Source organism: Mycobacterium sp. SMC-4, from assembly GCF_025263265.1.
GTDB lineage: Bacteria > Actinomycetota > Actinomycetes > Mycobacteriales > Mycobacteriaceae > Mycobacterium.
On sequence record NZ_CP079869.1, the window covers coordinates 818,686 to 839,793 of the forward strand.

The 21,108-nt window shown below is 68.5% G+C and carries 16 protein-coding genes; 4 read left to right on the forward strand and 12 right to left on the reverse strand.

Going from position 1 to position 21,108, the window contains the following annotated elements:
• Window positions 1–6: 6 nt before the first annotated feature.
• The gene (locus KXD98_RS03910; RefSeq protein ID WP_260761970.1) at window positions 7–2,376 is read right to left on the reverse strand and encodes an AAA family ATPase; all 2,370 of its coding nucleotides are present in this window, start codon (window positions 2,374–2,376) and stop codon (window positions 7–9) included.
• Between the two features lie 54 nt (window positions 2,377–2,430).
• Entirely contained in the window at window positions 2,431–3,171 is a 741-nt protein-coding gene (locus tag KXD98_RS03915) for a TVP38/TMEM64 family protein (protein ID WP_260761971.1), read from the reverse strand.
• A gap of 37 nt (window positions 3,172–3,208) precedes the next feature.
• Here KXD98_RS03915 and KXD98_RS03920 point away from each other — a divergent pair, with 37 nt between their 5' ends.
• Entirely contained in the window at window positions 3,209–4,075 is an 867-nt protein-coding gene (locus KXD98_RS03920; protein WP_260761972.1) for a sulfurtransferase, read from the forward strand.
• Here KXD98_RS03920 and KXD98_RS03925 read toward each other — a convergent pair.
• Genes KXD98_RS03925 through KXD98_RS03935 form a run of 3 tightly spaced genes read right to left on the reverse strand, consistent with a single transcriptional unit; the run spans window position 4,064 to window position 8,002 of the window.
• On the reverse strand, window positions 4,064–5,404 hold the full coding sequence (locus tag KXD98_RS03925; RefSeq protein WP_260761973.1) for an APC family permease: 1,341 nt from the start codon (window positions 5,402–5,404) through the stop codon (window positions 4,064–4,066). The two genes, KXD98_RS03920 and KXD98_RS03925, sit on opposite strands and share 12 nt — an antisense overlap.
• A gap of 10 nt (window positions 5,405–5,414) precedes the next feature.
• Window positions 5,415–7,025 (reverse strand): amidohydrolase, encoded by a 1,611-nt coding sequence (locus KXD98_RS03930; protein WP_313901269.1) that lies wholly within the window; start codon window positions 7,023–7,025, stop codon window positions 5,415–5,417.
• Window positions 7,022–8,002, reverse strand: a complete 981-nt coding sequence (locus KXD98_RS03935; RefSeq protein ID WP_260761974.1) for a nitrilase-related carbon-nitrogen hydrolase — start codon at window positions 8,000–8,002, stop codon at window positions 7,022–7,024. The genes KXD98_RS03930 and KXD98_RS03935 overlap by 4 nt, the downstream gene beginning before the upstream one ends.
• A 72-nt stretch (window positions 8,003–8,074) precedes the next feature.
• Between KXD98_RS03935 and KXD98_RS03940 the strand changes: the two genes are divergently transcribed.
• Both KXD98_RS03940 and KXD98_RS03945 read left to right on the forward strand, forming a co-directional pair.
• Window positions 8,075–8,674 (forward strand): TetR/AcrR family transcriptional regulator C-terminal domain-containing protein, encoded by a 600-nt coding sequence (locus KXD98_RS03940; protein WP_260761975.1) that lies wholly within the window; start codon window positions 8,075–8,077, stop codon window positions 8,672–8,674.
• A gap of 78 nt (window positions 8,675–8,752) precedes the next feature.
• Complete coding sequence (locus tag KXD98_RS03945) at window positions 8,753–9,598, forward strand: DUF4344 domain-containing metallopeptidase (protein WP_260761976.1); 846 nt, start codon at window positions 8,753–8,755, stop codon at window positions 9,596–9,598.
• A gap of 104 nt (window positions 9,599–9,702) precedes the next feature.
• On the opposite strand, the gene KXD98_RS03950 is transcribed toward KXD98_RS03945, so the two are convergent.
• Both KXD98_RS03950 and KXD98_RS03955 read right to left on the reverse strand, forming a co-directional pair.
• Window positions 9,703–10,740, reverse strand: a complete 1,038-nt coding sequence (locus KXD98_RS03950) for an esterase family protein (RefSeq protein WP_396882382.1) — start codon at window positions 10,738–10,740, stop codon at window positions 9,703–9,705.
• Window positions 10,741–10,879: 139 nt separating this feature from the next.
• Entirely contained in the window at window positions 10,880–13,390 is a 2,511-nt protein-coding gene (locus tag KXD98_RS03955; RefSeq protein ID WP_260761977.1) for a glycogen/starch/alpha-glucan phosphorylase, read from the reverse strand.
• A 159-nt stretch (window positions 13,391–13,549) separates the two neighbouring features.
• Here KXD98_RS03955 and KXD98_RS03960 point away from each other — a divergent pair, with 159 nt between their 5' ends.
• Window positions 13,550–15,484 carry a diguanylate cyclase gene (locus KXD98_RS03960; protein WP_260761978.1) on the forward strand — a complete coding sequence of 645 codons (1,935 nt, stop codon included), beginning with the start codon at window positions 13,550–13,552 and terminating at the stop codon, window positions 15,482–15,484.
• Here the strand turns inward: KXD98_RS03960 and KXD98_RS03965 are convergent.
• The 5 genes from KXD98_RS03965 to KXD98_RS03985 are packed head-to-tail and all read right to left on the reverse strand — an operon-like array spanning window position 15,413 to window position 21,051.
• Window positions 15,413–16,447 (reverse strand): NAD(P)/FAD-dependent oxidoreductase, encoded by a 1,035-nt coding sequence (locus KXD98_RS03965; protein ID WP_260761980.1) that lies wholly within the window; start codon window positions 16,445–16,447, stop codon window positions 15,413–15,415. The two genes, KXD98_RS03960 and KXD98_RS03965, sit on opposite strands and share 72 nt — an antisense overlap.
• Window positions 16,444–16,950 (reverse strand): isoprenylcysteine carboxyl methyltransferase family protein, encoded by a 507-nt coding sequence (locus KXD98_RS03970; protein ID WP_260761981.1) that lies wholly within the window; start codon window positions 16,948–16,950, stop codon window positions 16,444–16,446. The genes KXD98_RS03965 and KXD98_RS03970 overlap by 4 nt, the downstream gene beginning before the upstream one ends.
• On the reverse strand, window positions 16,947–18,023 hold the full coding sequence (locus KXD98_RS03975) for a type III polyketide synthase (RefSeq protein ID WP_260761982.1): 1,077 nt from the start codon (window positions 18,021–18,023) through the stop codon (window positions 16,947–16,949). Before KXD98_RS03975 ends, KXD98_RS03970 begins: the two co-directional genes overlap by 4 nt.
• The gene (locus tag KXD98_RS03980; protein WP_260764972.1) at window positions 18,020–20,296 is read right to left on the reverse strand and encodes an MMPL family transporter; all 2,277 of its coding nucleotides are present in this window, start codon (window positions 20,294–20,296) and stop codon (window positions 18,020–18,022) included. Before KXD98_RS03980 ends, KXD98_RS03975 begins: the two co-directional genes overlap by 4 nt.
• A 59-nt stretch (window positions 20,297–20,355) precedes the next feature.
• The gene (locus tag KXD98_RS03985) at window positions 20,356–21,051 is read right to left on the reverse strand and encodes a M15 family metallopeptidase (RefSeq protein ID WP_260764973.1); all 696 of its coding nucleotides are present in this window, start codon (window positions 21,049–21,051) and stop codon (window positions 20,356–20,358) included.
• Window positions 21,052–21,108 lie beyond the last annotated feature (57 nt).

Sequence of the window (21,108 nt, forward strand, 5' to 3'; positions counted from 1 at the left end):
GAAACTCTATTCCGCGGCGGGGCGGGGGTGGGTGGCCAGCCAGCTGAAGAAGTCGGTCGCGCAGAACACCGGCTTGCCGTACTCCGATGCTTTGCGCGCCTTGCCCGACTGCGTGCCCGCTTCGGCGGTGACCAGCACGTCGCAGCGCGTCTTGGTCACCGAAGCCACCGGTGCCAACCCCGCAGCCCGGGCCAAGTTCTCCATCTCCCACCGCTCCAGCACCCGACCGTCGGCGTCGGCAGCTGTGCCGGTGAAACAGATCCGCGCGCCCGGCACCAGAACCGCGGCGATGTCCTGCTGTTCCTCCGCACATGACTGCGTGACGTCGATGTCCACCCCCAACAGCAGGGAGGCTTGGCGCAGCCGCGCGGCCACCTCGGCGGGCAGCGTGACCCGCGCCGCTGCCGCACCCAACTGATCGGCCACCGACTGGCGGGCCGCGGCATCCCACGACGAGTCGAGGTCGCGGGTCACCGCGGCCCCGAGCAGCGTCGCGCCCACGTCACGACTGACCCGCAGCAGCGCCGACAAGCCGGGCAGGTGTTCTGCCACCGGAGTGTTGATATCCGGGTCGCGACTGACCAGCAGACCCGAAACAGACTCGTCTGCAGCAGGTTCGGAGAACGCCGACGAGCCCATTTCGGCGTCCTGGGCAACGTGCATCGCCAACTGGGAGCGGGCCCGCTCCAGCGCGGTACGCCCGGTGACCCGTCCGTCGCGCAGCGGCACCCCCAGCGGCATCGCGGTCACGTAGCCGAGTCGCTTGAGCTCGAAATCGAGCAGTCCCAACTGGTCGTCGACACCGACACCAACCGGCGTCCACCCCTCCAGCATCGGCGCGATGACCGCCCAGACCTCGCGCAGCGTCGGTGCCAGCAGCACGTCGGAGACGCTGATGCCGAACGCCGTTCGCGCGTCGGCCAGATCGCGCTGCGGGTTGATCAGCGTCGAGATCGCGGTGCCGTCGTCGAAAGCCACCGCCAGTTCGACCGGACGCGGCCGTGACATCCGTCCCTCGTCACCGACGGTCAGCATCCCGATCGCGCAGTACCGCCGAGCATCCGACGTGCCGCCCGCACTGCGCAGAAAGCGTGCGATCCGCCGGTCGATCTTCAGATCCTTGGGCAGCACAGGTCTTTTGAGCACCAGGCCGGACAGTGACGTGCACCGACTCAACGCCACGTACAGCTGGCCGGTGGAGAACATCCCGCCGGTCAGGTCGACGACCACCCGGTCCAACGTCTGGCCCTGGCTCTTGTGGATCGTGATCGCCCATGCCAGCTTGAACGGCAACTGGGTGTAGGAGCCGACCACCTCACGACCCAACGAGGCACCCGAGACCACGGGTCGCGTCACCTCCCAGGTGAACGGGGTGACATCGGCGACCGAGCCGTCGGGAAACTCGACCTCCACAACGGCGCCGTAGCGGTCGTAACCCACCCCGACCACCCGGCCGATGCTGCCGTTGACCCAGCGACCGTGCTGGTCGTTGTTGAGCATCATCACCTGTGCGCCGACCTTGAACCGCAGGGTTTCCTCCACCGGCGCCTCGAACAGCGTCAGGTCACCCGATGCCCGCGCCTGATGCACCATCTCGTCACCGGGAAGGCGTTGCAGCTGTTGGCGATTGCGGGCGGTGACGAGCCGGTTGGTGGGCGCCAGGGTCAGCCACAGCTCGTCGTCGGGCGGGACGAAGTCCCGGTCGGCGCGGGCGTTCAGTTGCTCCTGCGCGTGACCCAGCAACACACCCTCACGAATCTCGTTGAGAATCGCTGTCATCCGGTCGTCGCCGAGTTGACGGAACACCGTTGTCAGCGACACCGTGGGGAAGTCGTCGCGCCGGAAACTCTTGGCCGAGAAGAAGTACGGGGTGTCATAGGTCGACGAGAAGAAGGCCGATTCATGCTCGCTGACCACCGGCGGCAGCTGGTACAGATCACCGACCAGGACGATCTGCACCCCGCCGAACGGGGTGCCCGGCTGCGGGCCGAATCGCTGCAACGCGGCGCTGACCATGTCGAACACGTCGGCGCGCACCATCGAGGCCTCGTCGATGATCAGCGCGTCCAGCGAGGCGAGGGTCTTGCTGAACCGGCCGGGCCGGTAGGCGCCGGAGACCACGTCGTGCAGCGTCGTCGTTGCGCGAAAGCCGAAGAGCCGGTGGATGGTGTAGCCCTCGACGTTCAACGCGGCGATGCCCGTCGGGGCCACCACGACGACGTTGCGATCGGTGTCGGCCAGATGACGCCGGATCAGGGTCGACTTGCCGGTGCCGGCCTTGCCGGTCAGGAACAGGTGCTCCCCACCGGCCAGCAGCGCCAGCGCGTGGCGGAACTCGTCGGTGAGGACCACCGCTCGGCCCTCAACGGTCGACATACCGCGGAATCGTATTCCGCGTCACGAGATCGCCGGAATAGCAGCCGAGGCTGCTCACTGGCGGGGCTCGGGAGTGTCGCGGGGCTCGGGGGCGTCGGGGGTGTCGCGGCGGGCGCGCCCGGCCCGCCACCGGCGCCAGCCGCGATGCGCGGCGAATGCGCCGATCACCGCCATCGCGCACCACACCGCGATCGCGGCGAACGCCAGCGGCGCGGAGAACTCGGCGATCGACGCGCCCACCGCGGTGTACACGAACGCCCTGGGCGCCGACCCGATGAACGCACCTGCCGCCATCTGCCACAGCGGCACGCCGAAGGCCCCGAACGCGTATGACGCCAGCGCGTCGGACACGCCCGGCACGAACCGCTGGCCCACCACCGCCCAAAGGCCGCCGCGCGCGATCAGCCCGTCGATGCGGGCAGAACGCGCGGGTCCCAGCAACGCGCGAGCACTCTCCTTGCCGGCGCGTCGGCCCGCGAAGCTCGCGATCAGTGCGGTGCCGACCGTCGCGCCCAGCGTGGTGAACGTGCCCAGCAGCGGCCCGAACAGGAACCCGCTGGTCCCGGCCAGCAGCGGCCCGGGCACCAGCACCGCGCCCATCACCGCCGAGATCACCACGAACGCCAACGGCGCCAGCGGGCCGGTCGACTCGATGGCCGCCCGGATGTAGCCCACGTCGATGACGCGCTCGATGGCCACCAGGTAGAACAACACCCCCAGCAGCACCACGAACAGGGCCAACCGCACGATGTGCCGGCGCCGCGACGTCTCCGCAACCCCTTCGGTCTCAACCATCGGTCGCAATCCTGCCGTACATCGCTAAGTTGGCACGATGAGCGCGTCACCGGGGGATCTCGCCGTGACCCGCCGCGACGTGCTCATCAGCGCCGACGAGCTGGCCCGGCTGCTCAACAACGGTGCGCAGATCACGCTGCTCGACGTGCGGTGGTCGCTGTCCGAACCCGACGGCTCCGCCGCCTACGCGGCAGCACACCTACCCGGCGCGGTGTATGTGTCGTTGGACGACGAGCTCAGCGATCACAGCGTCTCCGGGCGCGGACGCCACCCGTTGCCGTCCGGATCTACGCTGCAGGCCGCCGCTCGACGCTGGGGTGTGCGTTCCGGCGTCCCGATCGTCGTCTACGACGACTGGAACCGCGCCGGGTCGGCGCGCGCATGGTGGGTGCTCAAAGCCGCCGGCATCGCCGACGTCCGCATCCTCGATGGCGGACTGGCGGCGTGGCAGGGCGAACGGCATTCCGGCGTCGTGACGCCCGCGCCCGGTGATGTCACCGTCACCCACGAGGACCTGTATCACGGCGCGCTGCCGACCATCACCGCCGACGAGGCCGCCGACACCGCGGTGTTGCTCGACGCCCGCTCACCGCAGCGCTACCGCGGTGACGACGAACCCGTCGACCCGGTCGCCGGCCACATCCCCGGCGCCCGGAATCTGCCCAGCACCGATCTGCTCGCCGACGACGGCAGCCTGCGGGCAGACCTCACCGAGACGTTGGACGCCCGGGGCGTGCATCGCGGCAACGGCATCGCCGTCTACTGCGGGTCGGGCGTGACGGCGGCGGTGGTCGTCGCGGCGCTGGCAGTCACCGGTGTGGACGCCGCGCTGTTCCCCGGCTCATGGTCACAGTGGAGCGCCGAGGCGCGCCCGGTCGCGCTCGGCGACGAGTCACTCCCGTAGGTCGAGCACCGGGGTCGGCCGGCGGAATCCACGGGTGACCACCACCAGCCACAGCAGGCCGACGGCCATCCAGATCAATCCGAACACCAATGTCTGCCCGGACAAACTGGTCCACAACCACGCCGTCAGCGAGAACCCGATGCCGGGCAGGATGACGTTGAGCACGACATTGCGTTCGCCCCGATCGACGAAGTAGTGCTTGATGACCGACAGGTTCACCGCCGAGAAGGCAACCAGCGCGCCGAAACTGATCAGCGAGGCCAGCATGCCGAGGTCGATGACGATCGCGGCCAGCGAGATGACGCTGACCACCAGGATCACGTACACCGGGGTGCTGAACCGTGCCGAGATGTGTCCGAACACCTTGCGCGGCAAGATCCCGTCGCGGCCCATCGCGTAGAGGATCCGCGACACCGAGGCCTGCGAGGTCAATGCCGAACCCAGGGCTCCGGCGACGTAGGCCGCGGTGAAGAAGGTATCGAGGAACCGCCCACCGGCGGCGACCATGACATCCAGCGATCCCGAGTCGACATCGGTGAAGTCGTGCGACGGGAACACCAGGTGCGACACGTAGGACAGGGTGATGAAGATCGCCCCGGACACGATGGTGGCGATCATGATCGCCCGCGGCACCGACCTTTTGGCGTCCTTGGCCTCCTCGGACAACGTGGACACCGCATCGAAGCCCAGGAACGACAGGCACAGGATGGCCGCGCCGGCCAACAGCGGGCCCATCCCGGCGGCGCTGCCGTCCCCGGTGAAAGGCGCCAGCAGGCTGACGGTACCCGAACCGGCGACCTGCCCCAGGGCCAGCACCAGGAACACCACGATGAAGATCGCCTGCACGGCGATGATGAGGAAATTGGTGCGCGCCACTGACACGATGCCGACGATGTTGAGCACCGTGACCACGGTGATCGCGACGACAATGATGACCCAGTTCGGTAACCCCGGCAGCGCCGCGTTCAGATACAACCCGATGACGAGGTAGTTGATCATCGGCAGGAACAGGTAGTCCAGCAACAGCGACCAGCCGGCAACGAAGCCGACCGGCGGACCGAAGGTGCGTTGGGTGTAGGTGTAGGCCGAGCCCGCGATCGGAATGGCCGCGGCCATCCGGGCATACGACAGTGCGGTGAAAACCATCGCGACGGTCGTCACCAGGTAGGCCAGCGGTAGCCGACCACCCGAAGTCTCGGTGACGATCCCGTAGGTCGTGAACACCGTCAGGGGCACCATGTACACCAGACCGAACAGCACCAGCGAGGGTGTGCCGAGCGCACGCTTCAGCTTGCTCTCGTGGGTTCCGGTGAGGAATTCCGCAGTCATGCTCAACCTTTCAGTTCTCGGCCCGGTATGCCTGCGCACCCCGCAGGTAGGTGGCCCGGACGTCCACGCCGGGAAGCTCCAGGGCGGCGACGGTTCGTGGATCGCGATCCAGCCAGACCAGGTCGGCACTGGCGCCCGGGGCGATGCTGCCCCAGGTCTGCTCGGCGAAGCCCTGATAGGCCACCGCCGCGGTATAGGCCGACAGCGCGCGCTCGATCGGAAGGATCTCGTGGGGCGTCCAACCGCCGGCCGGGATCCCCTCGGCGGTGCGTCGCGACGTGGCCACCGCGATCCCGTCCAATGGCGCACCCGAGGACACCGGCCAGTCTGAGCCGAAACTCAATGCGGCGCCCGAGGTGTCGAGGGTGCGAATCGGGTATTGCTTCTCGGCACGCTCAGGGCCCAGTCGCGGGACCGTGAGGACCGTCATCAGCGCGTCGAGCTGCGCCCACAGCGGCTGCATGTTCGGGATCACCCCGAGGGCGGCGAACCGGGACAGGTCGGCGTCGCCGACCAGCTGACAGTGCGCGATCACCGGGCGGCGGTCGCGGGGACCGTTGTGGCGCACCACGTATTCGACGGCGTCGAGCGCCTGACGCACCGCGGCGTCACCGATGGCGTGGATGTGGATCTGCAACCCCAGTTCGTCCACCCGGCGCGCCGCCTCGGCCAGCGACTCACCCGCCCAGTTGCGCATGCCGGTATGACTGTGCAGGCCAGAGCAATACGGTGCCAACAGAGCACCCGTCTCGTTCTCGACCACGCCGTCGGCGAAGAACTTCACCGTCTGCGCGGTGAGCAGCGGGTTGCGGGCCTGCTCGACGAGGGCTCGCTGCTCGGCGAACTGCGTCACCTGCGTGTCGAAGTATCGGGGATCGGCGTACAGCGCGAGATTGAACCGCATGCGCAAGACCCCACGGCGCGCGGCCTCGGCGTAGGTCGCGACGTCGGCCGGTTCCACCCACGCGTCCTGCACCCACGTCACCCCGCGGGCCAGGTAGTAGTCGGCGGCGGTGCCCAGCGCGTCGATCCGGGTCTGCTCGTCGCGGGGCGGCATCACGTCGGTCACCAGATCGACAGCGCCCCACTCCCGCAGCGTCCCGAGAACCGAACCGTCTGCGCGGTGCGGAATCTCACCCAATGGGGGATCCGGGGTGTCGGCAGTGATGCCGGCACGCTGCAGCGCCGCCGTGTTGCACCACACCGTGTGGTAGTCCCAGGCGCGCAGCACCACCGGGCGGTCGGGCACAGCGGCATCGAGCCAGCGGGCGTCGAACAGCCCACCGGGTGCCAGGCTGCCGTCGTAGGACGCGCCGACGATCCAGTCCTGGTCAGGGTGCGCGTCGGCGTACCGCCGGACCGCGTGCACGATCTCCTCGACCGACGTGCACTGTCGCACCGGGGGTCCGACCGCCTCCAGACCGCCGTAGAGCGGGTGGGCGTGTCCATCTCCGAACGACGGCATCAGAAAACCGCCCTGGAGGTCGACCTGCTGGGCCGCTCCAGCCCGGGCGCGGGCGGCGTCACCGAGCGCTTCGACGAGGCCGTCGGTCACCAGAACGGCGTCGGTGTCTGCCCCGCCGGTCCAGACCACACCGCCGGTGAACAACACCGAACTCATCGGATGACCTCGGTGGCTCGCTGACCCACGCCGTAAGGGTGTTGTGTGTCAACGGCTTCGGTCAGCGCCGTATAGGTGTCGGGCCGGCGGGTCAGCAGGAAAGGGAACAACTCGAGCCAGTCACGGCGTTGGTCGAGGTCGAGATCGGCCACCAACACCGCCTCGTCGTCGCGCGGCGCCTGCACCAGGATCCGGCCGTACGGGTCGGAGATGAACGACGAACCGTAGAACGACAGGGCACCCTCGTTCCCGACCCGGTTGGGCACCACCATGAACAACCCGTTGCTGATGCCGTGAGCGACGATGACCTGCTGCCACAGCGGACGGGTGTCGAAGTCGGGGAACACCGGCTCCGACCCGATCGCCGTCGGATAGACGAGCACCTCGGCGCCGCCCAGCGAGTAGCAGCGCGCCACCTCCGGAAACCATTCGTCCCAGCAGGTCGGCATCCCGATGCGGGCGCCCAGGCCATCGGGTTGGTAGACCGGGTACGGATCGGTGCCCGGGCCGGGGCGAAAGTAGGTGTCCTCGTAGTAGCCCGCCGAGATCGGGATGTGCAGTTTGCGGGTACGCCCCACCAGTTCCCCGGCCGGCGAGACCAGGATCGCGGTGTTGAACCCCGGCGCCTCGGCGTCAGGGGCCCGCTCGTAGAGCGAGGCGTGCACGAAGATGCCGTTGGCCCTCGCAGCCTCGGCGGCCAGCGCGAACGTCGGCCCGTCGGTCAGATCCTCGGTCAGTGCGACCGCAGCGCTGCCACCGCGGACGTCGGCCGGGTAACGCAACAGGGTGATCTCGGGCAGGAACACCGCCGTGGCGCCCTCGGCGGCGGCCCGATCGATGCCCGAGCGCAGCGTCGTGACCAGTTCGGCGGGGTCCTCGCGCCATCGATGTTGCATCAGGCCGACCCGCAGGGGCGGCCGGTCCGACGGCGTCGACCGGGACAACGGTGGGGCCGGATCGGCGGTGAGAGTCAGCATCCCGCTCCTAAAACGAATAAAGTTCGTTTATTGTGAACTGCGTCACCGGGCTGCGCAAGTGGGAGGTTCGCCATGGGTCGTCCGCGCATCCGACTGCTGTCGACCGACCGCATCGCCGAGGCCGCGCTGGACCTGGTGGTCAGCACCGGCGGCTTCACCATCGCCTCGGTGGCACACAAGCTGAATGTGCAGCCGTCGTCGCTGTACAACCACGTGTCCGGCCGTGACGACATCGTCGAGCTGCTGCGGGAACGGGCCATGGCCGAGGTCGAACTGCCCGCCGACGACCCTGCGCGGCCGTGGCGCGACATCGTCGCCGACATCATGCGGTCCTATCGCGACAGCTACGCCCGCTACCCGCAACTGATTCCGCTGCTGACCGAGTACGCGGTGAACAGCCCGCAGGCGATCACGATGTACAACGCACTGGCGGTGACGTTGACGCGGGCGGGCTTCTCGGCTGCCGACACGCTGCGCGCCATCACGCTGATGGACTCGTTCGTGCTGGGCGCCGCACTTGATGTTGCCGCTCCGGATCAGCCGTGGCTCGCGCGAGCCGAGGTGGTGCCCGAGTTGGCCGCGGCGCTGGCCACCGGGGCGCCGAAACCCCAACGCGCCGACGATGCGTTCGAGTTCGGCCTCGAGGTGCTGTTGCGCGGGTTGAGTCCGTGAACGTCAATACCGCGTCGTGACGGCACGCCGTTGACTACCGTGAGAGCTCTTTCGGGACAACAGCCAGGGGAGTGGTTCATGCGTGGTGTCGTGGTGGCGGGTCTGGCGGTGGCGCTGGTGGCGGCCGGATGCGCGGGGGGAGCGCAGGAGGCTCCCTCGCAGACCTCTCCGGTTGCGGCGCCGACCCAGAGCGACGACGTAGCTTCCGACGACGGCGGCGGCACCATGATCGTCACCTACCAGGACGCCGAAAGCCCCGAAGCGGTCAACGGCCGCGCGCTGCTGCAGGACAACACCCTGCTCGAAGACCTCGCCGACGACATCAACGAATCGCTGATCCTGCCCTATGACGTCGAGCTGATCGGCGCCGAATGCGGTGAGGCCAACGCGTTTTGGGATCCCGAGAACGACAGCGTCACGCTGTGTTACGAGGATGTCGATCTGGCGTTGGCGACGTTTACCGAAGACGGCTCGCCGGACCCGACCGCGTCGGCGCTGAACTCCGAGATCGCCACCTTCTATCACGAGGTGGGACACATGGTGATCAGCCTCTACGACCTGCCGGTGACCGGCCGCGAGGAAGACGTCGCCGACCAACTGGCCGCCTATGTGCTGCTGGCGCCCGGCGACGACGGCCGCCCGGATCCCGATTCGGTGCAGGCGGTCAAGGATTTCGCCCGCACCTTCCAGGCGCTGGGTGACCAGCGGGCAGAGCTCGGTGCCGACGATTTCGCCGACGTCCATTCCCTCGACGAGACACGCACCTACAACCTGCAGTGCTGGATTTACGGCGCCGACCCGGATGCCAACGCTGATCTGGTCGGCGAGGGCGCACTGCCGCAGGAGCGCGCCGACGGTTGTGAGGACGAGTACCTCCAGCTCGACAATGCGTGGTCGACGTTGCTCGAGCCGCACCTGAAGTAGGTCAACCCGCTCGACGGGTGACTTGCGTAACCGGGTGGCGAAAATCGGGCGTCATAGCGCCGTGTGGTTACCCAAGTCACTCGTGCCGGGCCTGGCGCACCCGTTCACCCCGCTGGTGGTGCAGGTGGGGGAGGCGCCGCCGGTGCCGGTGGGGGCGGCGGTGGGGGTGGGGGCGGTGCCAACAGCCTGATGATGTCGGCTTTCATCGCCTGCAGCTGGGCTCCCCAATACCCCCAGCTGTGCGTGCCGTTGGGCGGGAAATTGAAGACCGCGTTGCGTCCGCCGGCGGCGAGGTACTTGTCGCGGAACTCCTTGTTGGTGCTCAGCGTGATGGTCTCCAGATAGCCCGCACTGAACCGGGTGCCGAAGTCGGCGCCGGGCTCAAGATCCGAGGTCACCCCGTTGCCGCAATAGATCCACAGCGCGGTGCGGTTGGCGACGAGTCGGTTGATGTTGACGGTCGGGTCGGCGCGCAGCCACGCCGGTGAGCCGGGCTTGCCCCACATGTCGAACGAGTTGTAGCCGCCGGCGTCCTGCATCGCGAGGTTGATCAGCGTCGGCCACAACCCGCGCGACGGCGCCAGATATCCCGACAGCGATGCGGCGAACTTGAACATCCGGGGATGCCACGCCGCCAGAGTCAAGGCTGCGCTGCCCGACATCGACAGTCCCACAACGGCGTTACCGAACGGGTCCTGGCCCCTGTTGGTGGCCAGCCAGTTCGGCAGCTCGCGGGTCAGGAACGTCTCCCACTTGTAGGTCAGAGTGCCGGCATGGCCCTTCGCCGGCCGATACCAGTCGGCATAGAAGCTGGATTGACCGCCGACCGGCATGATCACCGAGACACCGGAATCGTGGAACCACTCGAATGCGGCGGTGTTGATGTTCCAGCCGTTGTGGTCGTCCTGAGCGCGCAGTCCGTCGAGCAGTAGCACCGAATGCGGTCCGCCGTGCTGGAATTCGACCCGGATGGTGCGACCCATCGACGGCGACGGGACATCGAGTTGCTCGATCGGCAGACCCGCGCGGGAGAATGCCTGCGCCGCAGTCGGCGGCGTCACGGTCAGCAGTGCGGCAGTCAGGGACAACGCGACGGCCACGCGTGCGCCGACGCGCAGGATCCGGCGTGCGAGGTGGGCCACGCGCGTCAACCTAGGCGTCCACCGACGCGACCTCCGCCCAGCACGCCGCGCGGTGACCGGGTCGTGACCGGAGCGTCACCGGACCGATTTCGGCGCGGTTTGCGACGCCCAGCGTCCGCGAGCGCGCCGAAATCGCCAGTCAGAGCGGGACCGACATCGGGCCGACGCCCCAGATGCCGTCGCAGTACTCCTTGATCGCCCGATCGGAGGAGAACCGTCCGCTGCGTGCGGTGTTGCGGATCGACATTCGCGACCACGCGTCCGGCTCCAGCCACGCCTTCGACACCTCGGCCTGACAATCGACGTAGGCCCGGTAGTCGGCCAACACCAGGAACGGGTCGTCGTGGATGAGATTGTCGACGATGGGGCGCAGCACCTCGGTGTCACCGCGGGTGAACTCGCCGCGCGCGATCAATTCCAGCACCGCGGCCAGCTCCGGGTCGGACTCGACATGGTTCAGCGGCCGATAGCCGTGCGCCTTGACCTCGGCGACCTGCGCCTCGGTCAGCCCGAACAGGAAGAAATTCTCCGAACCGGCTTCCTGCCGGATCTCGACGTTGGCACCGTCGAGCGTGCCGATGGTCAACGCGCCGTTGATCATGAACTTCATGTTGCCGGTGCCCGACGCTTCCTTGCCGGCGGTGGAGATCTGTTCGCTGAGATTGGCCGCCGGATAGACCAGGTGCGCGGTCTTGACGTTGAAGTTCGGCAGGAACACCACCTTCAGGCAGCGGTTGACCTCCGGGTCGGCGTTGACGGTCTCGCCGACGGCATTGATCAGCTTGATGATCCGCTTGGCCATGTAATAGCCGGGTGCGGCCTTGCCGCCGAAGATGAACACCCGCGGCGGTATCGACAGGCTCGGGTCGGACTTGAGCCGGTGATAGAGCGCGATGATGTGCAGCACCATCAGGTGCTGCCGCTTGTACTCGTGGATGCGCTTGACCTGTACGTCGAACATCCAGGTCGGATCCAGCTCGATACCGGTGCTGGCGTGCACGTACTCGGCGAGCCGGGACTTGTTCGCGCGCTTGACCTCTCGCCAGCGCTGACGGAACTCGGGGTCGTTGACCCGGGACTCCAACCCTTTGAGGCGGTCCAGGTTGGTCATCCAGCCCGGCCCGATGGTGTCGTCGAGCAGCTCACGCAGCCCGGGGTTGGACAGCGTCAGGAAGCGCCGCGGCGTGACCCCGTTGGTGACGTTGCCGAACCGCTGCGGCCACATTTCGTAGAAGTCCTTGAGCACGCTGGACTTCAACAATTCCGAGTGCAACGCGGCGACCCCGTTGACGGTGTGGCTGCCGACGGTGGCCAGGTGCGCCATCCGCACACTGCGGCCGTCCTCGGAGATCAGCGACATGCGTCGCACTCGGTCGTCGTCGTCGGGGAACGCTGCGCGCACCTCGTCGAGGAAGCGCGCGTTGATCTCGTAGATCAACTCCAGGTGCCGCGGTAGTGCCTCGCCGAAGATGCTCAGCGGCCAGGTCTCCAGCGCCTCGGGCAGCAACGTGTGGTTGGTGTAGCCGAACGTGCGTACCGTCAGGTCCCAGGCCGTGTCCCAGTCCAGCTGATGGTCGTCGATGAGCAGCCGCATCAGCTCGGCCACCGCGATCGACGGATGGGTGTCGTTGAGCTGGATCGCCCACTTGTCCGGCAGCGCGTGCAGCGGACGGTGGGCGCGGTGCAGGTGGATGTCGAGGATGTCCTGCAGCGAGCAGGTGACGAAGAAGTACTGCTGCAGCAGCCGCAACCGCTTGCCGGCCTCCGGTTCGTCGTTGGGGTAAAGCACCTTCGACACCGTCTCGGAGATGACCTCCTCGTCCACGGCGCGATAGAAGTCGCCGGTGTTGAACGCGTCCAGCGCGAACGACTCCACCGCCCGCGCGCTCCACAGCGTCAATGTGTTGCAGGTGTTGACGCCGTAGCCCTGCACCGGGGTGTCATAGGCGACGCCCTTGAGCACCCGCTGAGGAACCCAGCGCACCCGCTGCCTACCGGTGACGTCGGTGTAGGACTCGGTGTGCCCGCCCCAGTTCACCAGGTAGCTGGCGTCGGGCTTGTCGATCTCCCACGGGTTGCCGTGCACCAGCCAGTTGTCGGTCTTCTCGACCTGCCAGCCGTCGCTGATCTCCTGACTGAAGATGCCGAACTCGTAGCGGATGCCGTAACCGACCGACGGCCGTTCCAGCGCGGCCAGCGAGTCCAGATAACACGCCGCCAGCCGGCCCAGGCCACCGTTGCCCAGCCCGGGCTCGCCCTCGCAGGCCAGAATCACGTCGAGGTCCTGGCCCAGCTCGGCCAGCGCCGCGCGCGCCTGCTCCTCGATGCCCAGCGCGAGCAGGTTGTTTCCGAGCTGCGGGCCCATCAGGAACTCCGCGGACAGGTAGCAGACCACTTTCGCCGACAGGTCCAGCCAGTTCTGCGTCGTGGCCATCCACCGCTTCTGCATGCGGTCACGCACCGCCAGCGATAGCGCCTTGTAGTAGTGCTCAGGGGTCAGCACCGCCGGCGGGCGCGCGATGGAGTACACCAGATGATCGGTCACTGCGGCACGCAGCGCATCGGCGCTCAGCCCGGTTCGGGTTTGCCCGGTCGGCCCCAGTGGTACGCCGTTGACCTCGGTGGACGGGTCGTTTCGGACGTCGGTCACGGGGCCTCCAGCGGGTCGGTGCAACGGCAGTCGCGCCATTGTCGCGTCCCGGTGTTTCCGGCCGGCGTCGGCAGTGTGAACAGGAATGGGAGGACCGCGGCTGACCGACAAACCGGCCAGGGATTGCCGGAACGTCAATTTTCGGGGTTGACTAGTCGGATGTCGTCGAGCGCGGGAGGGTCGGCGGCCGGCGTTGCCGGCAGCTGGGAGCGTGCCCGCTCCGGCCTGCGCGCGCTGGACCTGTTGCCCCCGCCCGGGCATCTGCTGGCCTGGACCGCCGCGGTGGGGGTGACGTCCTATCTGTTGCGGTGGCTGGCCACTCTGGACGGCCGCACCTTCACCGTCGCGTGGTTGGCGGCGGCGTTCCAGCTGGTCGCGCTGCTGACAGCGCGGCGTCGGCACTGGCCGGTGTACCTGGTGGCCTTCGCGTTGTGCCAGTACCTGCCCGCCTGGCTGCTGCTGGGACACCGCCCCGACCTGGCGGCGCTGTCGACGTTTGCCGCCGTGCTGCTCGCCGCGTCGGTGCTGCACACCGACCAGGACTGGGTGCGCGGGCACACCGACTCGCTGCAGAGCTGGCGCCGCTTCGTTCTCTACGGTGTGGTGCTGGGCCCGCTGCTGGCGGCGGCGATCGGCGCCGCCAGCCTGGTGGTGAGCCACCAAGGTCCCGTCGATGGACGGTCGTTGCTGATGGCGGGCCTGATGTGGTACCTGACCGAGGCGGTCGGCATCGCGTTCCTGGCGCCCGTCCTGCTGCGCTGGCGGCGGTACTTCCGGCGCTACAGTGCCCGCCAATTGGTGACCGGGTTGGGCTTCTCGCTGCTGATGGTCGCTCTCGGCGTACTGGCGGTCGTCGAGTCCAGCTTCGTGCTGATGTTCCTGACCGGACTGCCGGCGCTGCTGGTGCTCATCGAGTTCGGCATCGCCGCGGCGTTCTGGCAGATGGCCGTCGGGGCGACGATCGTCTTGGGCGCGACCCTGATGCACGCCGGGCCGTTCGCCGCCGCGGACAACTTCACCATGGGGATGGTCCACGCACAGGTGTTCCTGCTCGCCGGCTACGCGATGGTGGTGCTGGTGGCCGCGGCGCTGGAGGAACGCAACCGGCTGACCGAGCTGGACCATGCCAGCCACGAGGTCTACGACCTGGTCGCCGACCTCACCGGCGACCTGGTGATCGTCGTCGACGCCCGCGGCGACGTGCTGCACCACGCGTTCACCGGGCACAGCAACCTGAACCTTTCCGGCGATCGCATCACCCGTGCGCAGTGGGAAGCCGAGGTGCATGCCGACGATCTGAGGATCATCGCCGAACACTGGACCTCCAGGCGGACCGGTCCTTCCCAACCGTTCCGGATGCGGTCCCGCGACGGGTCGTGGTGCTGGTTTGTGATGCACAGCCGCCGCTCGACCAGGGGCCTGTCCGCGGCGGTGCTGCGCGACGTCACGCTGGAGCGCGAGGTGCAGGAGTCGCTGACCGACATGGCGCACACCGATGCGCTCACCGGGCTGGCCAACCGGCGCGGACTCTCTCAGCGCACCCGCGAGGTCTGGTTGCGCGCGCTGGAGGCCGACCAGCCGCTGACCGCGCTGTTCATCGACGTCGACCACTTCAAGGCCTACAACGACCACTTCGGCCACCAGACCGGCGACGGCTGTCTGCAGGAGATCGCCGCGGTGCTGCAGAATCTGGCCGATCCCGCCGCGTGTGTGTCGGCGCGATACGGCGGTGAGGAGTTCGCCGTGGTGCTGACCGGCTGCGACAGCCCCTACACGTTCGCTGCCGGACTGGCCTCGGCGATCCGGGCGCTGGGCATCGGCCACCCCGGCTCGCCGTGCGGCGTCGTGACCGTCAGCATCGGGGTGGCCACCGTGGTACCCCGAGACGAGGTCCGCCGCCCCGGCGTCGCCCCCGACCCCGACGACGCCGTCGCCCGACTGCTCGACCGCGCCGATCGGGCGCTGTACTCGGCCAAGGCCGGCGGCCGCAACGCCATCGCGGTCGCGCCCGACGAGCGGATGTCACTCGGCCAGCAGGTTCACCGCCCGGGCGAACGTGTTCGGGAGGCGGCCGGCAGCCGGAACGATGAATGAGCGCAGCGGCGAGGCACTCACCCGCAACAACCCGAGTGTCAACAGCCGGTAGCGGCGGCTCATCGTCCGCCAGCCCGCGTCGTAATCGTCGGGGCGATCGGCCAGCACACACGCGACCGCCCATTCCGCCGCGGCGAAGGCCAGCCCCAGTCCCTCCCCGGTGAGGGCGTCGACATAGCCGGCCGCGTCGCCGACCAGCAGCACCCGGCCGGCCGCACGTCGGCGCACTCGCTGCCGCAGCGGTCCGGCGGCCCGGTCCGGGCCGTGCGGGTGCCCGTCGAGTCGCGCGCGCAGGGCCCCGAACGCGGTGAGGTGTTCGTCGAACCGCGCCTGACGCGCCGCCAGCATGGCCACCCCGACACAGTCTTCGGCCACCGGGGTCACATACATCTCACCGGCTCCGGGATCGGCCGACCAGTACACCTCCACCCGATCGCTCCACGGCGCCATCGCCACATGGCGTTTGATCCCCCAACGTCGTGGTCGTCCCGCCGCCTTGGTCAGACCCAGCTGAGTGCGGATCGGCGAATGCAGACCGTCGGCGGCGACCAGATAGCGGGCCTGCACGCTCGCCTGGCCGGTCCGCAGCGTCACCGACGCGCCGTCCTGGGTGACCGCGCCGGCACGGTCGGCCACGATCGCCACCCCGGCGTCGGCGGCATGCGCCAGCAGTGCCTCGTGCAGTGTGGTGCGGCGCACGCCCAGCCCGGGTCCGTCGGCGAACGACGCGCTGACCGCACGGTGGCCGTCGAGGTAGGTGATGCCGTCGAACGGCCGGCCGGCCGGCAGCGGGCCGAGTCGGGCCAGGCGACGCACCGCGTGCGGCATCAGGCCTTCCCCGCAGGCCTTGTCGATCGGGCCGCGGCGCTGCTCGACGACGGTGACCTGCAGGCCGGCCCGGGCAGCGTGGATCGCGGTGGCCAGACCCGCGGGGCCGCCGCCGACAACCAGCACGTCGATCATGGCCGCAGCGATCGCAGTGCCTCGTCCTCGACGCGGATGCGGGTCCGCAGCAGCACGGCGTTGGCGACGGTGAACACCAGTGCGGTGACCCACGCCGAGTGCACCATCGGCAGCGCGATGCCTTCGGCCACCACCGCCACGTAGTTGGGGTGGGTCATCCACCGGTACGGCCCGCCGGTGACGCGGTCGGCGCCGGGGACGACGACGACGCGGGTGTTCCACTGTGGCCCGAGCGTGGCGATGCACCACCAGCGCAGCCCCTGCGCGGCGATCACGATCACCAGCATCGACCAGCCCAGCACCGGCACGAACTCGCGGTGGGCCGCCTCGACGACACAACCGGCCAGCAGACCGAGGTGCAACACCACCATCACCGGGTAGTGTCCGGCGCCGAACTCGACGCCGCCATGTTCCCGACTCCACCGCAGATTGCGTTGCGAGACAACGAGTTCCGCCACACGCTCCAGTGCGATGGCGCCGATCAGCAGCAGGTAGAGGGTCATGGCCACTCCAGCAGTACCAGTTCGGCGCAGAAACCCGGACCCATCGCCATCAACATCCCTGGCCCGGCCGCCGGCTCCTTGGCGCGGGTGTCGCGCAACACGTGCAGTACCGAGGACGACGACAGGTTGCCCACCTCGGACAGGGACCGCCAGGTCAGCTCCAGCGCGTCGGCGGACAGTCCGAGGGTGGCGGTGATGGCCTCGATGACCTTCGGGCCGCCGGGATGAGACACCCACGTCGCGATGTCGGCAACGGTGAGCTGGTGGGCGTCGAGGAAGCCGGCGACGTCCTCGGCCAGATAGCGGTCGATCAGTTCAGGCAGCTCCGGTGACAACACGAGCTGAAAACCGTTGCGGCCCACTTGCCAGCCCATGGTGTCCAGCGAATCCGGGTACATCCGGCTACGGGAGTCACGGACCAGCGGGCCGGCCGCGCCGGTCCGCTCGGCGCGGCGCTCGCCGAGCGCGATCGCTGCTGCTGCGCCGTCGCCGAACAGCGCGCTGCCGACCAGCGTGGCGATCGTCGGCGTCGCGGCGGGAAAGGTCAACGAACACAACTCGACCGACACCAACGCCGCCACGTGATCGGGTGCGCCGCGAAGGTAGTCGTGCATCCGGGCGATGCCGGCGGCACCGGCCACACAGCCCAACCCGAACAGCGGCACCCGGCGTACGTCAGGTCGCAACCCGAGCCGTGCGGCGATGCGGGCATCCAGCGACGGTACTGCGATCCCGGTGACGGTGGTGGTCATGATCATGTCGAGATCACCTGGATCTAAACCAGATTCGTCGAGTGCCGCGGTGAGCGCGCGGCAGGCCAGCTCGACGGCATGGTCGATGTAGAGGTCGTTGGCCACACCGAAGTCGGTCAGACCCTGATAGTCCTGCAGCGGAAGGACGAAGTGGCGGGTGGCGACCTTGGCGTTGGCGTGCAGGGTGCGAACCAGATCCTCGGAGTCCTCGAACTGCGGTATTCGCAGGAATGTGTCGGTGATCTCGGACTGGCGGTAGCGGTGCGGGGGCAGTGCTCCCTGCACCCCGGTGATGACGCTGACCGCGTCGGTCGTGGTCATGAGGCGATCCGTTCTCGGGTGGGTGCTTCTTCGCTGATGCTGATATGTCGATGAATCCGTCTGAGCCACGGCGGGGCCCACCAGTTGAACCCGCCCATCAGGTGCATGGTCGCAGGCACCAGCACCATCCGCACCAATGTGGCGTCGACCAGAACCGCCAGCGTGAGCCCGAGTCCGAACATCCGCATGAAGGACACATTCGAGGCGATCAGCGCCGCGAACGAGATCGACATGATCAGCGCCGCGGCGGTGATCACCCGGCCCGTGTAGGCGATGCCCAGTGCGACGGCTTCGTCGTTGTCGCGCCGGCTGTTGGTGGAACGCCGGCTGTTGGTGGAACGCCGGCTGTTGGTGGAACCTTGTCGGGTGAGCCAGATTTCGCGGATGCGGGCAACGATGAACACCTCGTAATCCATCGACAGGCCGAAGGCGATGCAGAACAACAGCACCGGCATGTTGGCCACCAGCGTGCCGGTCGCCTCGGTTCCCAGGCCAGACAGGTGCCCCTCCTGAAAGATCCAGACCAGCGCGCCGAACGCCGCGGTGAGCGAAAGAACGTTGCACAGCAGTGCTTTCAGCGGTATGACGACGCTACCGGTCAGGGCGAACAACAGGACGAACATGACGACCGCGATCAGGGTCAGCACCCAGGGCAGCGTGGAGGTGATCGCGGCGACGCTGTCGCGGTTGACCTGGGCGGTGCCGGTCATCTGGACGGCTCGACCGTCCGGGCCCGGGACCGCGTGCAGGCGGTCCAGCTGCGCCTCGGAGGCCTCGGAGAACAGCGGGGCGCTGGACAGGACGGTCATAAACGCGCTGCCGTCGTGTTCACCGGTCGGCGCCGACGGTGGGCCGGCCGCCGTCCCACCGGTGAAGGTACCGGTCGGCGCCGACACCGCGACCACGTCGGGAACATCCGACAGCGCCGCGGCGTAGGCCGACAGGTCCGCGCGGTCCAGTCCGGCGGTGTCAGGCAGCACCACGGTGACCGCGGTGTCGGTGTTGTTGGTGAAGTCCTCGCGCAGGCGGTCTCCGACCTGGTGCGCCGACGCCGATGCCGGCAACACCCGGTCGTCGGGGAAACCCCACCGCACCCCGAGGAACGGCGCGCCGAGCACCAGCAGCAGCAGCACGACGGCCAGACCGAACGGCACCGCCCGGCGCATCACGGTGTGCGCGCAGCGATACCAGAAACGCTGGGTCACCGGTACCGGCGTCGGCTCCGGCCGGCGCAGCAGCCGTCGCGCCGGCCGGTGCAGATCCAGTGCGTCGAGCCGGTCCCCGAGGATCACCAGCGCGGCCGGCGTCACGATGATGGCCGCACCCGCGGCGAAGGCGACGGTGGCCACCCCGGCGTAGGCGAACGACTTGAGGAAGTGCATCGGGAACAGCACCATCGCGGCCATCGACAGCGCGACCGTGGTGGCCGAGAAGATCACCGTGCGTCCAGCGGTGACCATCATGCGTGTCATCGCGGCGTTGCGGGCGACGCCGGCGGCCACCTCGTCGCGGTAGCGGGACAACATCAACAGCGTGTAGTCGATGGCCAGGGCCAGACCCATCGCGGCGGCCAGGTTCAGCGCGAAGATCGACACATCGGTGAGGTAGGTGAACACCCGCAACACCGCCAACGCACCGATGATCGCGATGCCGCCGATCGCGACCGGCAGCGCAGCGGCGACCAGTCCGCCGAACACCCATACCAGCACCAGGAAGCTCAGCGGAATCGCGATGGCCTCCATCACCAGCAGATCGCGTTGGGACTGCGCGGTGATCTGCACGTTGACCATCGCGGTACCGCCGGTGCGGACCGTCACGCCGCCGTCGTCGCTGGTGACGGCATCGGAGATGGCGCGGGCATGGGTCTGCTGTTCGGCTTCGGTGCCGGTGATGCCGGCGACGATCAGTGCCGCGGTGCGGTCGGCGCTGACCAGGTCGGCCGCCGGTGTGGTCCACGCCGAACTCACCGCGGCGACATGCGGGTGATGCTGCAACATCGCCACGATCTCGGTGCCGGTCTGACGTGCTGCGGGACTGTCGATACCAGCTTGGCTGGACACCATGACGACGAGCTGGACATCGCCCTGGCCAAACCTCTCGGCGAGAAGTTCTGCAGCGCGCGACGATTCAGCCCCCGGGTCCTGAAAACCGCTGGGGGACAGGTGCTTGGCGACTGGGGCGCCGAATACCGCCAGTCCGATCGTCAGCAACGCCGCGACGAGCAGGATCCGGCGCGGTGCGACGACGGCCCAGAGCGAGATTCGGTGAAGCAGTGGCGTCTCCGTTCGAGGTGGTACCCGAATTTACGCCACCGACAGTGTTTCGTGGGTGGTCACCTTCTTTCAAAATGCTGAAAATCCAGTGGGGTGCGCCAATGCCCACCCCAGGTCCACCCGCGGTCGGTGAACGCACGTACCGCGGCGTCGCCGTCGTGCAGCATTCCGGGGTCTGTGCGGGCGCGGTCGACCCAGGGGCCGCTGTTGGCCGGCTGGTAGTCGCCGCGGCGGTCGATGTACGGGTTGAGCTTGGGGTTGATGTCGATCGCCCGGCCGTAGGCATGCAGCGACCAGCTGCCGGTCCCGGGGATGTCGCGGCAGCTGAACGCCGAGGTGTTGTTGTCGCGCATCGAGAGCTCGTCATCGGAGTTCGGGTAGTGGTCGGGGGTGCGCATCTTCTCGATCGGGAACCCCAGCCGGTACAGGTCGGCGAACACGTCGATGACCTCGGCGGTCAGGTCCTGGTGGACGACCAGCACGCCACGGTGGGTCTGCCCGTCGAACCCGAGGTGATCGAGCTCGAGCCGACGCAACTGTTCCGGGGGCAGCGGGCAGCCGGCACGCCACGACGTACCCAGGTCGGCCGCGGTGACCGGGTGCACCGTCGCTGGCTGCGGTTGCGGTGTGCGCGGGGGCGGGGTCACGGTACGCACGGTCTCGGGTACCAGCTCCTGGCCGGTGGGGCTCGGTTCGGTCCCGGTCGGCTCGGCTCGGGTGGTGTCCGGGGGCGCGGCGCAGTGCACCAGAATCATCGCCACGGCGGCGAGCGCCCAGAGCCGGAGAACAGTCACCAAGGGCCAGCCTACCGC

What these genes read in the sequence shown, in the direction of transcription:
- KXD98_RS03910 (WP_260761970.1), bottom strand. Translation starts at nt 2,376, where the DNA reads ATGTCGACCGTTGAGGGCCGAGCGGTGGTCCTCACCGACGAGTTCCGC.
- KXD98_RS03915 (WP_260761971.1), bottom strand. Translation starts at nt 3,171, where the DNA reads ATGGTTGAGACCGAAGGGGTTGCGGAGACGTCGCGGCGCCGGCACATC.
- KXD98_RS03920 (WP_260761972.1), top strand. Translation starts at nt 3,209, where the DNA reads ATGAGCGCGTCACCGGGGGATCTCGCCGTGACCCGCCGCGACGTGCTC.
- KXD98_RS03925 (WP_260761973.1), bottom strand. Translation starts at nt 5,404, where the DNA reads ATGACTGCGGAATTCCTCACCGGAACCCACGAGAGCAAGCTGAAGCGT.
- KXD98_RS03930 (WP_313901269.1), bottom strand. Translation starts at nt 7,025, where the DNA reads ATGAGTTCGGTGTTGTTCACCGGCGGTGTGGTCTGGACCGGCGGGGCA.
- KXD98_RS03935 (WP_260761974.1), bottom strand. Translation starts at nt 8,002, where the DNA reads ATGCTGACTCTCACCGCCGATCCGGCCCCACCGTTGTCCCGGTCGACG.
- KXD98_RS03940 (WP_260761975.1), top strand. Translation starts at nt 8,075, where the DNA reads ATGGGTCGTCCGCGCATCCGACTGCTGTCGACCGACCGCATCGCCGAG.
- KXD98_RS03945 (WP_260761976.1), top strand. Translation starts at nt 8,753, where the DNA reads ATGCGTGGTGTCGTGGTGGCGGGTCTGGCGGTGGCGCTGGTGGCGGCC.
- KXD98_RS03960 (WP_260761978.1), top strand. Translation starts at nt 13,550, where the DNA reads ATGTCGTCGAGCGCGGGAGGGTCGGCGGCCGGCGTTGCCGGCAGCTGG.
- KXD98_RS03965 (WP_260761980.1), bottom strand. Translation starts at nt 16,447, where the DNA reads ATGATCGACGTGCTGGTTGTCGGCGGCGGCCCCGCGGGTCTGGCCACC.
- KXD98_RS03970 (WP_260761981.1), bottom strand. Translation starts at nt 16,950, where the DNA reads ATGACCCTCTACCTGCTGCTGATCGGCGCCATCGCACTGGAGCGTGTG.
- KXD98_RS03975 (WP_260761982.1), bottom strand. Translation starts at nt 18,023, where the DNA reads ATGACCACGACCGACGCGGTCAGCGTCATCACCGGGGTGCAGGGAGCA.
- KXD98_RS03985 (WP_260764973.1), bottom strand. Translation starts at nt 21,051, where the DNA reads ATGATTCTGGTGCACTGCGCCGCGCCCCCGGACACCACCCGAGCCGAG.